We start from the raw sequence: 20,860 nt of genomic DNA, 5'->3' as shown, positions 1-20,860 counted from the left end.
GCGTCAGGCAGCTTTCCGGGCGACCAGTTCGATCTCGACGAGCATGTTCGGGTCAAGGAACGGCAGCACATGGACCAGGGAGAGGGTGGGGCGGATCTCGCCGAATACTTCGCCGTGTGCCCGGCCGGCCTCTTCCCATTTGCTGATGTCCGTCAGGTACAGCTTGGACTGCACCACATCTTCGTACGCGAAGCCGGCGTCGGCCAGGACCTTGCCGAGCTTCTGCAGGATGTACTGGGTCTGCGTGTAGAAGTCGTCTCCCACGATTCCGTCGTCGCCGCTGGCCGCGGTGGCGGAGATGTAGAGGGTGTTGTCCACCTGGACGGCGCGGGAATAGCCGAGCGTCTGCTCCCAGACGGAGCCGGTGCCGAAGGTTTTACGCATGGGTGGGCCTTTCAAAGCTGGAATGGGTCGCCACCACTGTAGGGCCGCTACAGGTCGCGCCGGTAAACCAGCAGTTTTGTGTCGGTTCCGGGAACGAACCAGTCCCGTTCAGGCACCCGGTGGAAGCCGGTCCTGCGGTACAGGCCATGCGCGCTTTCCCAGTCTTTCCCCGTGGTCAGTGCCACCGCACGGATACCCGGCAGGGTTCGGGCATGGCTGATGATGGCTTCCACCATGACGCGTCCGGCGCCGCTGCGCTGGACGGCAGGGTCCACCACCAGCATCCGGAATTCCAGTTCGTCCGGCAGGGCAATGTCAGCGTACGGTTCACCGGCAAGTGCCAGGGTGACCGAGCCAATGACCGACCCCTCCCGTTCAGCCACCCAGATGGTGGCCTGCTCCGCGCGCGCCGCAACGTCCATGACCTTGACCATGTACGGGTGGGCGGCGTCGTCGAAATACCCTGCGGCGAGGTAGGAGTCGCCGGTGATGCGGGCGACGTCGCCGAAGTCGGCTTCGACGGCGGGACGGATGGTTAGCTGCGGCTGCACCCGTCAATGGTAGTGGCGGTTCGGGTCCCCGCGGGCCCAAACGGGGCTTTCCGTGATCGAACTATCAGTACCGGGAGGAGTTACCGCCGCACCCAAGCCGGCCGGCGGACAGCGCGCCCGGCTCGGTACACCTAGAGCGGAAACTTTCCTGACAGTTCCAGCCCGGCCGCGCAGGTCCAGGCGTCCAGGCGTTCGTCGTCGGAGGGACCGCCGTCGAGCGGACTGGTCAACCGCGGCCGGCGCACCCAGCAGCCTGCTTCCTCGGCGATCAGGGCACCGGCCGAGAAATCATGCTCGTTCAGGCCGCGTTCGCCGTAGGCGTCGTGTGTCCCGTCCGCCACCATGCACAGGTCCAGGGCAGCGGAGCCGAGCCGCCGCACGTCGGCGAAGCCATCCATCAGCGTGGCGAACGCTGCCGCCTGCTCGGAGCGGACGGCCGGCTCGTAGCTGAACCCGGTGGCCAGGATCTGCCCGGTACGGCCCGAAACCGGCCCTTCCAGCCGGGTGAGCGTTCCCCGCTCCTCCAGCCACGCGCCCTGGCCGCGGGCGGCGTAGTACACCCGCCCCAAGGCTGGGGCGTTGACGACGCCGGCCTGCCAGACGCCGTCGGCATCGGCCACTGCCACGGAGGTGGCGTAGTAGACGATGTTGCGGATGAAGTTGGTGGTTCCGTCCAGGGGATCGATGGACCAGCGGTACCCCGTAGATTCAGCGGGGCGCGTCGTTCCCTGTTCCTCCCCGGTGACAATATCGCCAGGGCGGGCAGCGGCGATCACGGCGCGCACGGCGTCCTCGGCGGCGATGTCGAAGGCAGTGACCCAGTCCCCGGCCGCACCCTTGTTGTTGGGGTCCAGGGCGTTGCCGTCACGGCCGGACAGTACCTGGGCACCGGCCGCGGCGGCCCGCCGGGCCACATCCAACAGTTCAGACGCGGATGTCATGCGCTTTCCTCCACAGTGGTGTCGTCGGGCGTGTTGTGGCGGGCGCTGCCTTGGTCCGGGCTGCCTTGGTCCGCGGCGTGGTGGTCCGCGGCGTCGGCGTCCGGTGTGGTGCCGTCGGGTGCGGCGTCGCCCAGGGCTGCCGGCCCGCCGTCGAGCAGCTGCCTGAAGCCGTCCTCATCCAGCACCCGGATCCCCAGCTGTTCGGCCTTGTCCAGCTTGCTCCCGGCGCTTTCCCCCGCCACCACGTAGCTGGTGTTCTTGGAAACGGAGCCCGCGGCCTTGCCGCCGCGCAGCAGGATGGCTTCCTTGGCTTCGTCGCGGCTGAAGTTGGGCAGCGAGCCCGTCACCACCACGGTGAGGCCCTCCAGGGTCCGCGGCATGGACTCGTCCCGTTCGTCCTCCATGCGGACGCCCGCAGCCGCCCACCGGTCCACGATCTCCACGTGCCAATCTTCGGCGAACCACTCTTTGAGGGCGGCGGCGATGGTAGGTCCTACGCCGTCAACGTGGGCGAGCTCCTCCTCGCTGGCTGCCCGGATACGGTCCATGGTGCCGAAGGCCTGCGCCAGGGCGCGTGACGCCCGCGGGCCCACGTGCCGGATGGACAGCGCCACCAAGACCCGCCACAAGGGCTGCGTCTTGGCCTTCTCCAGTTCCTTGAACAGTTTCTGGGTGTTGGCGGTTGGCTTGGATGGCGATTTGGCGGTGCCCTTGCTGTAGAAGTACGGCACCAGCTCGAACTCCCCGGTGGGGACGCCCTTGGACTTCTTCTCCCGGCGGATCCGTACCTCGGCCAGGTCCTCGGGGGTGAGGTCGAACAGCCGTGCTTCGGACGTCAGCGGAGGCACTTCAGGTTCGGCCGGCTGGGTCAGGGCGATGGCCGCTTCCCAGCCCAGGGCCTCAATGTCGAACGCGCCCCGGCCGGCCACGTGGAATACCCGCTCGCGGAGCTGGGACGGGCAGGACTTGGAGTTGGGGCAGCGGACGTCCACATCGCCTTCTTTGGCGGGGGCCAGCGGGGTTCCGCAGGAGGGGCATTCGGCGGGCATCACGAAGTCCCGGACCGGCGGATCCTGCTGGTCCCGGAGGGCCAGGACCGGGCCAACGATCTCGGGGATGACGTCCCCTGCCTTCCGCAGGATGACGATGTCGCCGATCTTCACGCCCTTGGCTTTCACCACGTCCTGGTTGTGCAGCGTGGCCATTTCCACGGTGGATCCGGCCACCTTGACCGGCTCCATGACGCCGAAGGGGGTTACGCGGCCGGTGCGGCCCACATTGACCTGGATGTCCAGCAGCTTGGTGTGGACTTCCTCGGGCGGGTATTTGTAGGCCACCGCCCAGCGGGGAACGCGGGTGGTGTTGCCCAAGGCGCGCTGGGTGGCGAAATCGTCCACCTTGATCACGATGCCGTCGATTTCGTGGAGCAGCTTGTGGCGCTGGTCCCCGTACCGCTGGATGAAACCCAGGACGTCGTCGCGGGCCGCCAGCACCTCGAAGTACGGGCTGACGGGCAGGCCCCATTCTTTGAGCTGATGGTAGGTTTCCGACTGGCTGCGGGCTTCAAGCCCCTCGCGGGCGCCGATGCCGTGCACGAACATTTTCAAGGGCCGCTTGGCGGTTTCGGCGGGGTCCTTCTGCCGCAATGAACCCGCCGCCGCGTTGCGGGGGTTTGCCAGCGGGGCTTTGCCGGCCTCGATCAGGGCGTCGTTGAATTCGGCGAACGCCTTGGAGGGAATGAAGACCTCGCCGCGTATTTCCATCTCGGCGGGAAAGCCGCTGCCCTGCAGTTCCTGCGGGATTTCCTTGATGGTGAGCAGGTTGTGGGTGATGTCCTCGCCGGTGGTACCGTCGCCGCGGGTGGCCGCGCGCACCAGCTTTCCGTCACGGTACAGGAGGTTGACGGCGAGGCCGTCGATCTTGAGTTCAGTCAGCCATGCGGCTTTGGTGCCGCCGTCACCGATCTTCGCGATGCTTGCCTCGGCCCGGTTGAGCCAGGCTTCGAGTTCCTCAAGCGAGAAGACGTCCTCCAGGCTGTACATCCGCTGCAGATGCTCCACCGGGGCGAATGCGGCAGAAACCTCGCCGCCGACTTCCTGGGTTGGCGAGTCATTGGCCACCAGTTCCGGGTGCAGGGCCTCAATCTCTTCCAGGCGGCGGAAGAGGGTGTCGAACTCGGCGTCCGAGACCAGGGGCGCATCCTCCTGGTAGTAGGCGAACCGGTACTTCCGCACCAGGTCCGCGAGGTTTTCGTATTCCTCGCGGAGGGCTTCGGTGGGGATGGCCTCGGGCTCATGCGGGGCCGCGGTCCGGGCGGCGGTCTGTTCTGCGGGTCCTGGTCCTGTACTCACAGACCTATCTTGCCCTACCCCTCCGACGATTTCCTTGGCAGGGCGGCGCGGCACGGGACAGGGCGGCGCGGAGCCGGCGTCAGTGCGACCGGAGCCGGTTGCGGTTCCACCAGGTGAACGCGCCGGCCGCTATGGCCAACAGCACCGTTCCCAGTGCGATGGGCAGGAGCGCCGGGCCGCCGGGGCCTTCGCCCCGGGCGGGAGAAACGGCAGCCAGCTGGGTTGGCGCCGCGGACCGGGTGACCGGGCTGTTCCAGTCCACCCCGCTGGAAGGACCGGTGGGCGGGCGGTACCCGGCGTCGGCCGATGGGACTGCGGTTGGCGCGCCGTCGGATGCTGCTTCCGCCTCTGCAGCCGGCACCGAAGCGTCGGCTGGTGGCGCGGTGGCGGCCGGAGGCCCGGCGGGCTGTGGCGGCTGGACCGGAGCTTCGGCGGCGGGAGGCGCGGGCTGGGCGGTCGGCGGTACGGGGTCCTTGGACTTGCGCGGCCGCCCGGTTTGGCCGGTGTCCGGACTGCTGGCAAGGACGGGCAGGCAGAGCAGCCCGCAGTCCGGCGCCGTTTGGGTTCCCGACACCTGGGTGGATGAAGGCTGGGCAGGTGCGGCCAGGGGGGCGGCGGCCGCCGCCCCGGCCGGGAAGATGCCGAGGGCCAAGGCCATGACAGCTGCTGTTGCCGTCGTCGAAACAGTGCGGAGAACCGGTGCGGACGGGGCCATTGCTACCTTTCGCTGCGCGCAGTCCCCCCACCGCGGCTTTCTGGTGTCCCCGGTAGTCTTCTACAGCGCCGTGCGGGGCCGCAAATCCGCGGCTGCGGCGGCCCCGCACATCTCCGGGCTGCTCAGTCGCGGTTTTCGGGCGGCAACGCCACCTGGATCTTCCGTGCCTTGCCGCGTCCCACCACGTAGCCCCGGCCGGGAATGAAGTCCGGGCTGACCCGGCCCAGGGAGGTGTTGAGCAGGCCGTCCCCTTCGATATCCCCGGGGTTGAGCAGCAGTCCCCGCCGGCCGGATTTGAAGGGCTGGGCAAGCTGCCAGGCCGAGGACCAGGTGGAGGACTCGGACTCGCCGATCACCCACTGGTCTGCCTTGAGGGACGCCGTGACCAGCTGGGCAATGCCGGATTCGGCGATGGTGTCCGTGAACTCGGTGAGGCCTTCGATGAAGATGGCCACCGAACCGGGATTTCCGGTTGAGTGCTCCACCAGGTCCTCGACCACCTCGGCGAGATCATCCGGGCCCACCACGGAACGGTTCCAGATGGGCAGGGACGCGACGGCGGAGCGGCGGGAGCCGAGGTAGATCAGCTCGGTGGCGGGGTTGGACCGGCGCAGCGCGTAGGCCAGGGTGACCAGTGCAACGGTACGCCCGGACCCTGGCGGGCCCGCCAGGAGCAGCGGGCCGCGGGCCATGAGCTCGGCCGGCTGCAGCGATTCGTCGTCCACGCCGATGACGGGCAGGTCCGGGCTGCCGGCGGGCAGGACGTCCAGGTCCACCTGGTCCGGGAGCCGTTCGATTCCGGGGGCGGTGTCCAGGCCCTGGCGCTGCATGGCTTCGCTGAGTTTGTGGACTTCGCGGGCCTGCAGGGCCAGGTTCGAGTTCCCGCCCAGGACTGCCAGCTGGACTTCGAGGCCGTCGAGGAGACCGCGCCCAGGGGGCGAGGTGGCGGTAAGGACGTCCCTGGGAACATCCAGGGAGATGTAGTCGTCCTCGGAGGACAGGCGCAGGACCAGCCTGCGCTGGATCGAGGCCAGCAGGGAGGCCGGCACGGCGTTTGGCCGGTCGCCCGTCACCACGAGGTGGATGCCCAGGGTGCGGCCGTCGGTGGCCAGCTGGAGGAAGATGTCCCACAGTCCGGAGAGCTTGCTGTGCTCGTATGCCTCGCGGAACGCCGACATGCCGTCCACCAGCACGAAGATCCGCTTCTCGTCCGGCCGGTTCGCGAGCTTCCGGTATTCGACGATGGTGGACGCACGTACCTCGGCGAACTGCGCTGACCGCAGCTCGGCGATGTCGCGCAGGAGCCGCAGCAGGCGCCCCACGCGTTCGACGTCGTCGCCGTTGATGATTTCACCGACGTGCGGAAGCTCCTCGAGCATCCGCAATCCCGCGGAGCCGCAATCGATGCCGTAGACGTGGACCGGTCCGCCGCGCGGAGTCACCGCGGCGGCAATGGCGATGCCCCGCAGTGCGGCCGACTTGCCGGAGCCGCCCGTGCCGTAAATGGCCATGTTGCCGTCCCTGTCCGGTTCGTAGAACACGGTGGGCTGCTCCTGGTGCACGGGGTCGTCGGCAACGCCCAGAAGCAGCTGTTCGTCCGTGCGGGGATTGGGCAGCTTGGAGAAGTCGTAGGTCTTGGCCAGCTCATCCAGCCACGGCTTGCGGGGCGCCCTGATGTCCAGCGAGTCCGCCGCGTGCACGATCGTGGACGTCATCCGTGCAATGTCGTTGGGGCCGGCAGGCTCCTGCGCCAGGGGCTTATCGGGCGCGGGCGCCTCCCAGCTGGGACCGGAACCGAAGGCCATCTCCACGATGTCGATCTGCGGCCGCTGCGGCTTGTCCGTGGTCCAGCCGCCCGCGTAACCGGTTTGGAACCCTTGGATCCTGCCCGGGCCGGTCTTGGCTGCGCCGCGGCCGGGGATGGCGGGATCGAAATAGGCAGCGTCCGGGACGCCCAGGATGTCCGTGGCGTCCTCCTCGTCGGCCATGCGGAGGGCCACGCGAAGGTTGGTGTTGGCGCGGAGGTTGTCCTTGATGACACCGGCCGGCCGCTGGGTGGCCAGGATGAGGTGCAGGCCCAGGGACCGTCCACGGGCCGCCACGTCCACCACGCCGTCAACGAACTCGGGAACCTCGTTGGCCAGGGCGGCGAACTCGTCCACGATGATGATCAGGTAGGGCGGTGCGTCCGGGTCGGCTTCCCGCTGCAGTGCCAGCAGGTCCTTGGCCTTCTTCCGGTTCAGCAGCTGTTCGCGGTAGTGCAACTCGGCGCGCAGGGACGTCAGGGCCCGGCGCACCAGGTGCGGGGAAAGGTCGGTGACCAGTCCCACGGTGTGCGGCAGGTTGATGCAGTCCGCGAACGCGGCGCCGCCCTTGTAGTCGACGAACAGGAAGCTCACCCGGTCCGGGCTGTAGGCGGCGGCCATGCCCATGACCCAGGACTGCAGGAACTCGGACTTTCCTGCACCGGTGGTACCGCCCACCAGGGCGTGCGGGCCCTCATTCTTCAGGTCGAGGTAGAGCGGTTCGATGCCTTTGGAACCCACGAGTGCGCGGAGGGTGCCGTTGTCCTTGCGGTTCGCCACGGCGGTGGCGTGCACGGAGTTGTTTTCGGTCCAGCGCTCGGCCACCGCCTGCGGGTTGTCCAGGAAGTCCTTGCCGATCAGGGTGGCATACGAAACGGCCCGCGGCAGGTCGGAGTCGTCGTTGACCGGCTTGCCCACATCCACCACGGGAGCCAGCATCCGCGCGAGCTGGGCCGCCAGCTCCGCGTCCACGCTCTCACAGCTGACCGGGTAGGTGTGCCGGCCCAGGCGCACCTGTCCGGTGGTGGTGCCGTGCTCGCCGTCCACAACCATGAAGTCGCGGCAGGCGGCCGGCAGCGCCTGGATGTCCGTGGCCACCCACAGGACGTGGACGCCGGCATCGGGTCCCCGCTCGGCCAGCCGGGTCAGCCGGCCGCGGTCGACGGGCGCGTCATCCTCCACGACCACCAGCACGGCGGGCAGGACAGGATCTTCGAGGTCGTGCTTGTCGGGGTCGATGCCCGGGCGCAGCTCCGGACCCGACCGCTTGGCCGCGGCTTCGCGGGCGTCCACCAGGTCCTCAAGCCGGGCCAGCAGGGAGGATCCGCCGGCCGAGCCCGCCGCAAGGTGGTCCCCGCCCAGCGGGCTGTGGCCGGAGCCGACGTGCGGCAGCCACTGCAGCCAATCCCAGCGCCCGCGCGACTGGGCGGATGTGATGGCGGTGAGGACAACCTCGGCCGGGGAATGCAGGCCTACCAGTTGCAGCACCATTCCCCGGGCCACATCGTCCACCAGGCCGCGGGCACCGGCGATGCCCAGGGCACCGGAGGTCCGCAGCTGGGAAACAACCGGAACGCCTTCGATCTCGCTGAACTGCTTGATGCAGTCTTGGATTTCGCGGCTGTACTGTACTTCGGTGTCATTGCTGGAGGGTTCCTCCAGCGGGACCCGGGACGGCGCCGTGCCCAGCCCAAACCGGAGGCCCAGGAACGAGGAATGCTCCGGGCGGTGGGTCCACAGCAGCGGGCCCAGCTTATAGATGGCATCCACCGTGTCACTGACCGACGGTGCTTCCTGCAGCCGGACAGCCCGCTCCACCTGCTGCAGTTCCGTCAGGTCCTGCCGGAACGCCGCCATGGACGCCCGGAACTGCTTGAGCTGCTCCTTCTGCTGCTTCCTGGTCCGCATCTTCTGGTCCACGTAATGGCCCACGATGAACAACGGCATCATCAGCATGAACACCATGGACAGCACGTTTTGCGTGACCGCGAAGATCACGGCGCCCATCATCAGCGGCGCCACCAGCATGATGTACGGGAAGGGGTGGTCTTCGGGGCGTTTGGGGCCGGAGGGCAGGACCCGTTTGGGCACCTCGAAGCGGGGCACCACCCGCGGGGAACGGTTGAAGTCCACCAGGGGCGACGTCGGCGCTGCCGCATGGTTGTGGCCCAGCGGAACCACGGTGACCGTGGTGTCCCCCAGCGTCACCGTGTCGGAGGAGTTCAGGGTTGCGCGCGTGACGGGAAGTCCGTCCATCAACAGGCCGTTGGCGGAGTTCGTGTCCACGATCTCGATGCCCTCTGCCACGGTGATACGGGCATGCCGCTTGGAGGTGAGGGGGTCCGTGAGGCGGATATCGACGTCCCGGTCCCGGCCGATGTAGCTGGTGCCGGTGGGCAGCGAAAATTCGCGGCCGACGTCGGGCCCTGACAGGACACGCAAGGTGGCCGCAGCCGGTCCGCGGCCGGCGCCGGGCTCATGGAATGGCTCGCTGACCTGGGCCAGCGATACCACCGAGCCGGGGCGCAGGCCTGATTCGAGCAGGTTGTCCTGGCGGGCCAGGACATTTCCGCTGATGCCGGCACCGACGAACGCTTCATCGATGCGCAGCGAGAGGTTCTCCGGAGGGGGCGTTCCTTTCCGGTCCGGATCAGCAGCCCACAACACGGTGGCGATGTCGGCCACGGTGGCCAGGCCGTCCACCGTGACGGCCAGATCCTTGGCGTCGGCGGGCTCGCGGCGGAGTGTCAGGCGGATCCTCATCCTTCGTCCACGCCCCTCATCTTCTCCAGCAGGTACAGGTCATCGGGTGTTACCAGGTGCGTGGTGACGGCGTGCTCCACCAGCCGGGCACGGCGGTTGGTGGCCAGTTTGCCGCCGCCTCCGCGCAGCCCGACGACGCCCACCCTGTCCAGCTTGTCGCAGACGTTGTCCAGCTTCCGGTTGAAGCGGGTCAGCGCCCAGCCCAGCGTCTTCGCGGCCGCGGCCGAGGACGGAATGGTGCTGAAGCCGGTGCCTTCGCGCCGGAGGACCGGCTCGGCGAGCGCCACGATCAGGGCCTTCTGGGCATCCGTGAAGACCACCGGTCCAATCGTCGTGTCGCCGCCGCTGCTGTCCTCACGGGCTTCCTGCCGGAAGGACGGCGTCTTCAAGTGCACGGCGAACTCATAGGTGGTCGGGCCGGCCGTAAAAATAATGTTCGTGTGGCTGAACACCAGCGGGATCCGGGCGCCGGGGGAAAGCCACGCCTGCATGCCACCGGAAGCGTCGGCCACCGTGGCGGAGAGCATGCTGCCGACGTTGCTGAGCCACCAGATGCCGTCGTAGCGGGCAACCTGCAGGAACTGCCGGTGCAGGTACGGGTTGTCGTCCACTTCAAGGTCGCCTTCGCGGCCGATGTTGAAGATGTCCTCGTCGGATGGCTCGTACCATTCGCCACAGAAATCTATTGCTAGATCCCCCATGATCTGTGCCTCCTCAAGGCAGAAGTGTTGCGGTAACCGTCAGTGCTGGTGGTGCGGAGCGGCCGCCCCGCCGGTTCGTGCAGGCCGCTCATTGGCCGGTGCAGGCGATGGAGCCCTCCTCCATGGGTGAAAATGCGCCGTCGGTGCGCACGATCATCACCTGGATACAGGTCTGTCCGCCGGGATTGGGCCGGATCTTGACGGGCGGGTTCGCGACGGACGTGAATTCCGCGCTGTTGCCGCCAATGGTGTACACCTTCCACTTGTAGGTGTCCCCGTCCTTGGGCTGCGGGTTGGTCCAGGTGAAGGTGGCTTCCCCGTCGGCCCCGATTGAGCCCTTGAGACCTTCGACGTCGGGGACGGTGCCGTTGTCCAGGGCGTCCGCGGGAGGTTTGCTGACCTGTTGGGTTTCCACGGCCTTGGGGGTTCCGGTGGCCGTGTTCGCCACCACGATGCCCACCACCGCCGCAAGTGCCAGCAGGGTTCCCCCGGCGAGGGCGAGCCAGAGGTTGCGTTTGCCGTGGTCGGCCTCGGGCGCCTGCTGTGGCTCCGCGGTTTTTACCGCCCGCTGGACCGTAGCGTCCGCGGCGTACGCCGGATCTTCGCTGCTCCCCGCCGGACCGGTGACGGGCGCACCATAGTGTGGTGCCGCGGCGCTGCCCCGCAGCACGGTTGACTGTGCCCACTCCCCCGCCCGGACGCCGTCGGCTGCCTCCGGTGCGGCCGGCCCGGCCGGAAGGTGGGGTACGGATGGGGCGGGCTGCCATTGGCCAGGCGCGGCGGGAGTGAAGTGCGACGGCGGGGCGGCACCTCCCCTGGGACCGGTTGCGTCCGTGCCGCCGGGCTGGCTGGGGCGCGTGCGCGCGGGAAACGTCGGTGCGCTGCCGGTCCGTTCGGGATCAATGGCGGCGATGCTGCGGACCCGGGTTTCCTCGGTTCCGTCGTCCAGGTGGCTTTCCTCCTGCTGCGGTTCCTCCAGCACTTCGAAGGGCGTGACGGAGAGGTTCAGTTCGGCCTGGATGCGCTGCAGTGCCAGGGCGAATGCGTGCGCGGAACTGTAGCGGGACTGTGCGGACTTGGCCATGGCGGTGGACAGCGCCAGTTCCAGCGACTCCGGCACGTCGGCCCGGCCCAACCGCGGAAGGGCCATGTTGCTGATCCTGTTGATCAGTTCGCGTTGGGAGTTGTCCGCCCCGGGCATGACGAAGGGCGAGCGGCCGGCCAGCAGGGTATAGAGGGTGGCGCCGAGGGCCCATACGTCCACCATGACGCCGTCAACGCTTCCATCCCGGAACTGCTCGGGCGGGGACCACGGGATGGACATCCCCGAGTCGTCGTCCGTGTCGCCTGCCAGGGTTCCGGAAATGCCGAAGTCGGTCAGGGCCGGGCGGTTGTAGTCCGTCACCAGGATGTTGGCCGGCTTGATGTCGCGGTGGGCGATGCCGGCACGGTGCGCGGTTTCGACGGCGGACGCCACCTGGATGCCGACGGCCAGGACCTCGTCCACGCTGAAGCGCTGCCGCCGGTAGCGCACGTCCAGGCTGGGCCGGGAGCAGTACTCCATGGCCAGGTAGGAATGCCCGTCGTCGGTCACTTCCGCTTCGAAAATGGTGACGATGTAAGGGTGCGAGGACAGCTGGGCCATCAGGTTGGCTTCGGACTCGAAGCGCCGGCGGGCGCCCTCGGTCTTCAAATCGGAGAGCAGCACCTTCACGGCGACTTTCCGGCGCGGCCTGTCCTGTTCGTACAGGTAGACGTCAGAGAACCCGCCCGAGCCGAGCAGGCTGATGTACGTGAACCCCTGGATCCGGGGCGGCGGCGCTACGGGCCGTTTGGAACTCAAGGAATCTCCTCAAAACGCAGTGAGATGTTGTCGCCCAGTTCCGCGATGTCGCCATCGAGCAGGATGGCCATCTCGTTCTGGGCCAGGCGGCGCGGCGGCTGGCCCTCACGCACCAACACGGTGCCGTTGGTGGCCTTCAGGTCGCAGAGCATGACGTGCCAGCCTTCGAGCCGGACTTCGACGTGGGACCTGGAAATGTCACCGCCCGGGCTCGCCACCTGCACCAGGCGCGGCATCACACCGCCCTGGACGCGGGATACCGACGGTTGCCGCCCGATGACCATCGACTGGTCGAGGTCCAGCACGTCGCCGGTGGACAGGCGCACCCGCCCCAGCCTGGGGCGCGCCACCTGGACGGCGTCCGGCAGCAGGCTGCCCCCGCAGGCGCTGCAGAGGGCACGTGTGGGTGGGTTGGCGTGGCCCTGGGCACAGACGCGGGCCAGCACCATTGGTCCATTGGCGGGGTCCTGCTGGACGGCCGGCGCCGCTGGATGCGGAGCCATTCCGGGGAGGCTGCTCTTCATGACAGTCTCGCCGTCATGGTCGGGATCGAAGCCGGCGGCAGGGGCCTGGTCGGGAGTTCCTGCCGCAGGGGCCTGGCTTGCTGAGAAGGCCGGCGCGGGAGCACGGTTCGCAGATGCTTCAGGGCCTGCCGGTGGGGTGACGGCAGGAGGTGCCCCCAAGGATGGGCCGGACGGGGCCGACGACGGAGCGGCCGCGTTTCCGCCGGTGCGCCACGGTACCGAATCGATGAGGCCGCCGGCGGGAGGCGGGGCGGGAGCCTGCGCTTCCGGCCCGGGATCCGGGGTGGGGTTGGGGCTCCGCCTGGCGCCCCAGGCTGGGTCGCTGCCCGCGGAACCGTCCGCCCCGGCGCCCGGCCCGGCGCCCGGCCCGGCATCGGAACCGGACTGCTGTCCGGCCGTGGACGCGTCGTCGGCCGGGCCCAGGGCGGCGGGCTGTTCGGCCGCAGGCAGGGCGGGCTGCGGGCTGACAGCGATGAGGCCGGAGTCGGCGTCCGGGTCCTCACGGACTGCCGCGTCCTCGATGTTCCGCATCACGGTGCGGTCCCACAGGTGGTCGTAGGACGTGGTCATTTCCACCGCGGGACCCGCTTCAGCCGATACGGTGTCACCGGCCGGCGGCGCATCTTCCTCCGGCCCATCGTCTTCCCCGGCGCCGGGCGCGTCCGCCGGGTCAGGGGGGATGATGGTGCCGGGGGCAATCGTGGCATCAGGGTCGGCGGCTTCCCCCACGGCCTCCGCGGCGTCTGCCGTATCCGCGGGGAGCCCCTCCTGGTCTTCGTCGATCACTGCCAGAACCGTCTCGGCGGATGCCCCGTGCTCAGGAGTGGGGGTGCCGGGGAGCTCGTCCTCCCCGGCAAAGTCGGTCACGCTGGCTTCTGCGCCCGGGTCCCCGGCCGTGCCTGGAGAATCCAGCGCAACCACGCTTTCTACGACCACGGGGTTTGCGACCGCAACCACGCTTTCGACGACAACCGGGTTTTCGGCTTGGTCCATGCCCTGTGCCTCGACAGGACTTTCCGCTGCAGCCGGGTGTTCCGTTGTTGCGGCCCGTTCCTTGGCAGCGGGGGCTGCAACGGCGGCCGGCCCGGACGGGACGCCGAGCGTCAGCGCCTGCAGCAAGACCACCCCCTCGCCGAGCGGCAGCTCGGGCTGGTCTCCGCCGGCGTCAGCGATGTCCAGCCGGCACATCCCGGGGACGACAAACCGGCGTTCGTTCCAGGTGGTGACGTCACGGCCGTCCAGGTCCACGGCTCCGCCGGGCTGCTCCACGCGAAGGTCGAGGTTGCCGCGCAGGAAGACCCTCAGCGAACCGTTGAAGTCCAGGATGCCGAAGGAGGGTATGCGGGCCAGCGACCCGCCCGAGCTGCTGGTCACGGCAGCAAGGACCTCATGCGGTTCCGGCCGGGCTGCCAGGAGTTCCCAGAGGGCACCGGCAAGTTCGGCCGGTGATTCGGGGCCCAGGAGGACGGCCGTGCCGGACCGGACGACACCAAGCCAGCTACCCGGAATGTAGCTAGCGGCGGTCATTGTCGCCCTCCCCCTCGGCGTCCGTGCCGGCCTCCGGCTGCTCAGGCAAGGGCTGCGTCACCGCGCCGTTGGCCAGCGGACGCGGCAGCGTCTCCTCGTCCCGGTCCGCCGGGCTGTAGCGTGGCGCGGTGGTGCCGGCGCCGTCGTCGTTCGCCACGTTCCTGGCGTCCACCACGATGGCCGTGACGTTGTCCCTGCCGCCGCTGCGCAGGGCAGCCTGGATCAGGGCATCCACGGCGTCCTGCGGTTGGGCCACGGTGCTGAGGATGCGGAGGATGTCCTCGTCCGCCAGTTCACCGGTCAGCCCGTCCGAGCAGACCAGGACCCGGTCTCCTTCCTCGACTGGGAGGAGCCAGTAGTCAGCCTCCGTCTCATCCCCCGTGCCCAGGGCCCGGGTGACCACGTGCCGGCGGGGATGCACGGTGGCTTCCTGGGCGGTGATCTCGCCGGCATCAACGAGTTCCTGGACCTCTGAGTGGTCCACGCTGATCTGCTCGAACCGGCCCTGGCTGAGCCGGTAGGTCCGGGAGTCGCCGATGTTCAGCACCAGCCAGTACGGCATGCCCATCTGTTCCACCACCACCGCGCCAGTGAGGGTGGTGCCGGCGCGGGCTCCCGCGGCCTCACGGATCGAGTTGTCCGCCCGCACCAGGTACTGCTGCAGGACCGCGGCCGTAATGCTCCGCTCACCGGTGGCGAGCTGCGGAATCCCGGCCAAGGCCCTTACGCACAGGCCGCTGGCGATCTCGCCGGCCTCGTGGCCGCCCATGCCGTCGGCCACCGCGAAGACGGGATCCGCCGCAATGTAGGAATCCTCGTTCAGCTCCCTGCGGAGTCCCCTGTCCGTCCCGTAGCCGTAGGTGAGGCTAAGGCCCGGCCCCGGCTGGATGGTGGAGGAAACACTGGCGGGGTGCTGGTTCATGCCTGTCCTAGGTAAAAGGTGCGGTCTCCAAAATGCACACTGGAGCCGGGGGTAACAAACGTTGGGACGCCCGGCGCCAAGGGGGTGCGCAGGCCGTCAGGGGTGGTCACGGCGCTGCCGTTGGTGGACTGCCGGTCCGTAACCCATATCCCCGCACCATCGGTGAGCAGATGCAGGTGGGTTTTTGAGATGGAGCGTCCGGGATCATCCACGGCAAGCAGTTGGGCATGCTGTTCCCCGGGCTGGCCTACCGGGTTGCGGCCCACCAGGACGCTGCGGTCCAGCTGGAAGTCGCGGCCGTCGTCCAGGCGGATCCGCAGGACCGCCACGGGGGCGGGCCCGCCGGTATCCGAACGCACCTGGGTACGTTCGACGTCGTCGTCAAGGTGCGGCCCGGGCACCCGGTGGCCTGCCGTGGACGCCTGGGCGCCCGGGGCGAACCCGTGGCTGCCGGCCGCCGGCTGGGCGGCGTGCGGCGTGACGGGCTGCGGGTTCTGGGTCGCTGCGGGATAGGCGGTGGCGGGATACGGGGCGTCCTGCACGGATGGCGGCGCGAAGGAGGCAGGGCTGGTGTAGGGCATGGTCTGCGATGGAGCCGCAGCGGCCGGTGCAGGAGCCTGGGGTGCAGGAGCCTGGGGTGCCGCCGCCTGGGGTGGAGCGAATTGGGATGCCGGGGCCTGGGCGGCTGGCGGCAGCGGGACTGCCTGGGGAAGGGCTGTCTGCGGCTGGGCCGATTGCGGCAGCGGCGCCTGGGCGGCCGGCGGCTGCGGGGCCTGGGCGGCCAGCCCCGGGGCAGGCTGTGGCGTGGGCTGCCGGGCGGCCGCGGTGGTGGCCGTCCTGGCCCCGGCCACCGGAGACAGGACCTGCTGAACGGGCGGAAGGTCCAGTGGCGCGAAGCTGTACGGGCCCTGGATGCCCCCCGTGGTGATGGGGTCGCGCCCCGCCTTGACGTCGAACACGAGGGTCTTGGCGGCGGTGTCGTTCCAGGCCCGCAGCCCGCCGTTTTTGTCCCACTGGCTCGAAACCACTACCAGCACCGCCCACACAGCACCGAGCAGGAGCAGCGGGCCGAGGATGAACATGGCGGCATCAAACCACTTGAACACCACCACCAGGACCGCAGCCACCAGGGACAGCAGGATGCCCGCGCCGGTGATCGCGCCCCGGAGGAAGACACCTCCGGCCCCGGGCGCGTAGCCGTCCTGGTCCGCGCTGCGGATGCCCATGAGCAGGTTGCCGGGGGTCTTGCCGGTACGGGCTTCCAGGCCCAGCACCACAAAAAGGTAGGCAAGGGTCAGCCCGAGGCCGATGCCGCCGAACAGCACCAGGGACGAGGTGTCATAGACAATGAAGCCGCCGCTTCGGGAACGGGTGATCCCGGCGAAGCCGATGGCGAACGTCACCACCAGCACTGCCACGGCGGGCAGCCAGTCGATGACGGCAGCGCCCAACCGCTTGCCCGCCGCAGCCGGAACAAGCTCGAGGTTTACTGCCATTCCCGTTCCTCCCCCTGGAGCGGCCCCCACCCTGGTGGAACCGCCGGCACTGCCCGGATCGGTGCCCGCAGGAGCGGTACCCGGATATGCGATGCCCGCCGGCTGTGCTGCCGGAGGCCTTTCTACTACCGGGATAGTACCGGGAATCCCCGGCGCATGCGCGGCATGCCCGTCCCGGGCGCCGGCCTCGTCATCGTGCGGGCCAGGGCCCTGGCCGCGGTTGCGGCGCGCCGCCCGGTTGGGCAGCGGCGCACCGCAGGCCGCGCAAAAGGTGGCTCCCGCGCGGACGGTTTGTTGGCAGCGCGGGCAACGGTCGACGTCGGAGGTCACTGCTGGCTTGGTCCTTGCTGGTTCGTTCCTTGCTGGCTGGTTCCCTGCTGGTTCGTTCCTTGCTGGCTGGTTTCCTGCTGGTTGGCCTCCGGCGCGCCGGGGCCCTGCGGTTCGCTTGCGGGCGCCCCGGGTCCTTGTTGGTCACCTGCCGGCGTGCCTGGCGTGTCAGTACCTCCGCTGCCGCGGCGGCGACGGCCGGCGGACAGGGCTGCCAGCGCACGCAGTCCCGCCCGGAGGCGGCGAAGGGAAAGCCCGCCGCCGGAGTTCATCGCGGTCCGGGCGTCGCTGAGCAGGGAACGGGGCGAGAAACGTGCCTGTTGCCGGCGCCAGAAGCCCACGGTGGCGGTCATCTCCTTGAGCGAGCCGTCCACGATGGTCCAGTACTCTTTGACCTCCTCTTCCGTGGGCTGGCCGGCGCCAAAGATGGAGGCATCGGCCCGGCGGGCCAGGAGCGTTGTGGTTCCCTGGCTGGCAGGGAACGCCTCGGCCAGCACGGCGGCGCTCTCCCGGCGTGTCGACCGGGTGTCGACGGCGGCGCCCATGTCCGTGGCCAGGCTCACCACTTCGCTCCAGCCTCCGCCGACGCGCTGGGCCGGATGGCCGTCCCGGAAACGCTGTTTCCGGCGTCGTGTCTTCAGCAAGGCGATCAGCAGCAACGGGAGCGCAAGGATCACCACGGGGATGGCGACGACGCCCAGGGCACCCAGCAGGGCGCCCCAGAACAACCACGGATTGTTCTTCTTCTGGTCAGCGTCCAGCGCGTCCGGCGACGAGTCCGGCGGCAGGTCCGCGGGCTCCTGTGGCGGGGGCGGCGGCTGCAGCACCTGCGGTTTGGGCTTTGACTTGCTTTCCGGGTCCGGCGGAATGGGGATGTTGTCCTTGGGCGGGGTGGGATCGAAGCTGACCCAGCCGACGCGCTCGAACGCAACCTCCACCCAGGCGTGGACGTCCTTTCCGGTGATCTTCACTTCGCCGGCACCGTTTTCCGGGCTGGTGGGCTCAGGATAGAAGCCCATCACCACCCGGGACGGGATGCCCAGGTGCCGGAGCATCAGGGACATCGCCACGGCGTACTGCTCGTCGTCGCCGAGCATCTGCTTGGCGGTGAGCAGGTTCCGGATCCGGGCCGAGCCGTGGCCGGAAACGCTGGGCAGCTGTCCTTCGCTGACCAGGCCGTTACTGAACGCACCTGTCTTCTGGAAATGGGCCTCGATCTGGCGGACCCGGTCGATCGCCGTGGGGACGTCCGCGGAAAGGTCGTTGGCCTGGGAGCCTACGACGGGCGGCACCTCCAGTGGATCCGGGAGGGAGACTTTCGCGAAGTCGTACTGGGTCAGCTGGCCGTGCTCAAGCTTGACGGGATCCGAAACCTGCACGCTGTACGAATCGCCGCGGGTGAGGCCGTTGGTGGTGACGGCGGTGTCCGTCCCGGGGTTGAAGTAGAGGCCTGCAGCCGCGGCGGAACCGGACTGGTCAAAACTGATGCCGGTGGTCTTCCGCCCGCCGGGGACGAAGAAGCCCTGGTAGTCCTCGATGTTGATGCTGATCGAGTAGTCGTTGGTGGGCACTACCCCGGCCGAATCGGCAAGGGTGTTGATGGACTTGGCGTCGCCCACCTTGCTGAAGTTACCGGAGCCGTTGGGATCCATGTTGTAGTTGGTCCCGTTGAAGGCGTCCAAGGCACCCAGCCGTACCCGGCCGTCCCGCGGCAGCCCCTTGACCACGAACAGGGTGTCGTCCTTCTTGTCTTTGACGTAGGTCCGGAAACTCGCCAGCGGCGTGACATAGTCCTTGGGGTCGAACGGCGGGACCACCACGTTGCGGAGGACTTTGCGGTCCTCGCCGGCGTTGACCAGGGGCGCAGCCACGGCGGTGACGCCCACGCTGAGGGCAATCACGCCCGCTGCCATTCCCAGCCGCCGGATTTGGGCACGCCGGGCCGTGCCGCTGTCGGCCTGCGGGGTGTTAACGGCAACCCTTCGGGTGCTGTCCCGCCGCAGGATGTCCCGGCGGAACGTGGCCCAGGCTATGCCGAGGACTGTCAGGCCGATGCCGCGTTCCAGGGTCAGGAACGCCGCGTTGGTGCTGAAGGCAATGCCGGCGACGAACAGGACCAGGACCGGCAGCAGGGGCAGGTAGGGGCTCCGCGCGCGCCACGTCAGGAGCGCGGCCACGAGTGCGGTGATAAGCGAGCTGAGGAAGGGCACGATGAGCACGCCGCCGGCAGTTCCCACCGGCACCCCGACGGTGAGCATGTCCTTCCAGGCGAACACGACGCCCAGGAGCAGGGTCCGCAGGGAATCCAGGGAGGGGACGAAACCGGCGATGGCCGAGTCCGGCACCGCCAGCCAAGTCCCGAAGACCAGGTAAGCTGCCAGCGCCAGGGCCGTGGTGATCAGCAGGCCCAGGCGCAGGTGCGCGTTGGCGGCGCCAATGCCCAGGCCAAGGATGATGCCGCCGAATCCGGACAGCAGGTAGTAGGGATCGCCGCCGAAGCTCAAACCGAAGCCGAGCAGGCCCAGCCCCAGGAGGACAACCAGGGCGCCGGCGTCGAGCAGGAAGTGCCACGGCCGGCCGTGGGCGAAGGCGGACTCCGGGCTGGGGGCTTTGCGGCGTGTACGGGTTTGCGGGATCTGGCCCGGTGCGGTGCTCATGCGGCGGCCTTTCTCAGCACGATGGCAAGGTCGGCCAGGTCGCCGAGGGTCAGGACGGTCAGGTCTGCGATGTTGGCCCGGGTGGGCGCTGCGCCGGCTTCCACCCGGACGGCCAGGCTGCGGACTCCCGGCGGGACGGAAGCGGCTGCGGAGCGGAGCTGGGTGGCGGTCACGTTGCTTCCCACCACGAAGAACACCACGGACGCGTTGGGGACGGTGTCCGCCAGGGTCCGGGCAAGGTCGACGGCGGTGCGGCGCATCGGGGCGCCGACGATCCGGGTCATGTCATCCAACAGGTTGCGGCCGGTTTCGCAGCGCAGCGGGCCTTTCTGGGTGAGGACGTCCAGTTCCCGCTGTTCGCGGATGGCCTGCCGGCCGATGGACCCTGCCACCGAGATAGCCAGCTCGAATTCGTTCTCGGAGGCGTATTCCTCCGTGTTGATGGACAGCGATATGGCCAGGTGGGCGCGGCGGGTTTCCTCGAACTGGCGCACCATCAGCTTGTTGGTCCGGGCGGTGGTCTTCCAGTGGATGTGCCTGCGGTCGTCCCCGGGCACGTAGTCGCGTAAGGCGTGGAAGGAGACGTCGGCGCTGGACAGGTCCGTGGTTGGCATGCCCTCCAGGTCGCGGATGAAGCCCGCCGCCGAACCGGCCAGGGCTACGGTCCGGGGATGCACGAACAGGTCTTCCGGCTCGGTCCAGAGGACCTGCCGGCGCAGGAGGTGCAGCGGGTCGGCCCGGACGGAGCGGACCGGTCCCACCACGATGACGGCGCGCCGGGCGGTGGGGATGGTGAAGAGGTCCTCGTGGACCTGGCCTGGCTTCATCCTGGGCAGGTGGAACACGGCGGTGGTGTTGCCCACCGGAAGTTCCAGCGCGGCAGGCAGCAGCGGCCGGGCGGAAGTATTGGAGACGGCGATGCTTCCGACGGCGCTGTCCCCCACCGCCACGCGGGTCCGGGCAAGGTCCAGGACCACGCCATAGGAGGACCGGCCCAGGATGAAGGCGACCGCGATCACGAACATGGCGAAGGCGGCGATGGCGGCTGCCGTGGCTTCCTGCCAGCCGAACGCCTGGCCGGTAATCCACAGCAGGACCGAGGCGGCGAGGACGGACCAGCCGAGGATGCTGACCACGGACAGCACCGGCCAAACGTACGTCAGCCAGGTGGTCCGGATGGTCCGCCAGGCCGGGGTCAGGGCGAGGAGGGCCGTGTTGCTGGCTTCAGACCACACCGCTGCAGGGTGCAGACGGGTGGGGCGGCCGTTCCGGTGGAAAAGGAGCCGGAACCGCTCCGCGAACCGGGTCAACGGGGTGCCGGTGGACGTGCCGTCGGACATGTGGGTGTGCCTT

13 protein-coding genes are annotated in these 20,860 nt (G+C 69.0%); all 13 read right to left on the bottom strand.

Translation table 11 applies throughout. The features are described from left to right. Positions 1-3: 3 nt before the first annotated feature. The gene (locus tag AC4EEV_RS17790; RefSeq protein ID WP_018763014.1) at positions 4-384 is read right to left on the bottom strand and encodes a RidA family protein; all 381 of its coding nucleotides are present in this window, start codon (positions 382-384) and stop codon (positions 4-6) included. A 47-nt stretch (positions 385-431) separates the two neighbouring features. After that, positions 432-935, bottom strand: a complete 504-nt coding sequence (locus AC4EEV_RS17785; RefSeq protein WP_133830277.1) for a GNAT family N-acetyltransferase — start codon at positions 933-935, stop codon at positions 432-434. A gap of 131 nt (positions 936-1,066) precedes the next feature. After that, on the bottom strand, positions 1,067-1,876 hold the full coding sequence (locus AC4EEV_RS17780; RefSeq protein WP_491329616.1) for an inositol monophosphatase family protein: 810 nt from the start codon (positions 1,874-1,876) through the stop codon (positions 1,067-1,069). Next, positions 1,873-4,227, bottom strand: coding sequence for an NAD-dependent DNA ligase LigA (gene ligA / locus AC4EEV_RS17775; RefSeq protein ID WP_109045929.1), 2,355 nt, complete (start codon positions 4,225-4,227; stop codon positions 1,873-1,875). Before ligA ends, AC4EEV_RS17780 begins: the two co-directional genes overlap by 4 nt. Positions 4,228-4,306: 79 nt before the next feature. After that, positions 4,307-4,942 (bottom strand): hypothetical protein, encoded by a 636-nt coding sequence (locus AC4EEV_RS17770; protein ID WP_491329615.1) that lies wholly within the window; start codon positions 4,940-4,942, stop codon positions 4,307-4,309. 122 nt (positions 4,943-5,064) lie between these two features. Continuing rightward, a complete protein-coding gene (locus tag AC4EEV_RS17765) occupies positions 5,065-9,510 on the bottom strand; it encodes a type VII secretion EssC family protein (RefSeq protein WP_491329614.1) in 4,446 nt (1,481 codons plus the stop codon). Further along, positions 9,507-10,211 carry a hypothetical protein gene (locus AC4EEV_RS17760; protein ID WP_018763009.1) on the bottom strand — a complete coding sequence of 235 codons (705 nt, stop codon included), beginning with the start codon at positions 10,209-10,211 and terminating at the stop codon, positions 9,507-9,509. The genes AC4EEV_RS17765 and AC4EEV_RS17760 overlap by 4 nt, the downstream gene beginning before the upstream one ends. Before the next feature lie 88 nt (positions 10,212-10,299). Further along, positions 10,300-12,054 carry a serine/threonine-protein kinase gene (locus tag AC4EEV_RS17755; protein ID WP_491329613.1) on the bottom strand — a complete coding sequence of 585 codons (1,755 nt, stop codon included), beginning with the start codon at positions 12,052-12,054 and terminating at the stop codon, positions 10,300-10,302. Beyond that, positions 12,051-14,105, bottom strand: coding sequence for an FHA domain-containing protein (locus tag AC4EEV_RS17750; RefSeq protein ID WP_491329612.1), 2,055 nt, complete (start codon positions 14,103-14,105; stop codon positions 12,051-12,053). The genes AC4EEV_RS17755 and AC4EEV_RS17750 overlap by 4 nt, the downstream gene beginning before the upstream one ends. After that, complete coding sequence (locus AC4EEV_RS17745) at positions 14,092-15,027, bottom strand: PP2C family protein-serine/threonine phosphatase (protein WP_133830271.1); 936 nt, start codon at positions 15,025-15,027, stop codon at positions 14,092-14,094. Before AC4EEV_RS17745 ends, AC4EEV_RS17750 begins: the two co-directional genes overlap by 14 nt. Beyond that, a complete protein-coding gene (locus tag AC4EEV_RS17740) occupies positions 15,024-16,853 on the bottom strand; it encodes an RDD family protein (RefSeq protein WP_491329611.1) in 1,830 nt (609 codons plus the stop codon). The genes AC4EEV_RS17745 and AC4EEV_RS17740 overlap by 4 nt, the downstream gene beginning before the upstream one ends. Further along, complete coding sequence (locus tag AC4EEV_RS17735; protein WP_491329610.1) at positions 16,850-19,507, bottom strand: transglutaminaseTgpA domain-containing protein; 2,658 nt, start codon at positions 19,505-19,507, stop codon at positions 16,850-16,852. The genes AC4EEV_RS17740 and AC4EEV_RS17735 overlap by 4 nt, the downstream gene beginning before the upstream one ends. Continuing rightward, a complete protein-coding gene (locus AC4EEV_RS17730) occupies positions 19,504-20,847 on the bottom strand; it encodes a DUF58 domain-containing protein (RefSeq protein WP_491329609.1) in 1,344 nt (447 codons plus the stop codon). Before AC4EEV_RS17730 ends, AC4EEV_RS17735 begins: the two co-directional genes overlap by 4 nt. Positions 20,848-20,860: the final 13 nt, after the last annotated feature.

This window comes from Pseudarthrobacter sp. MOO14 (genome assembly GCF_058267675.1).
Note: the sequence above shows the minus strand (reverse complement) of the source record. Positions and strands in the feature narration are given on the sequence as shown.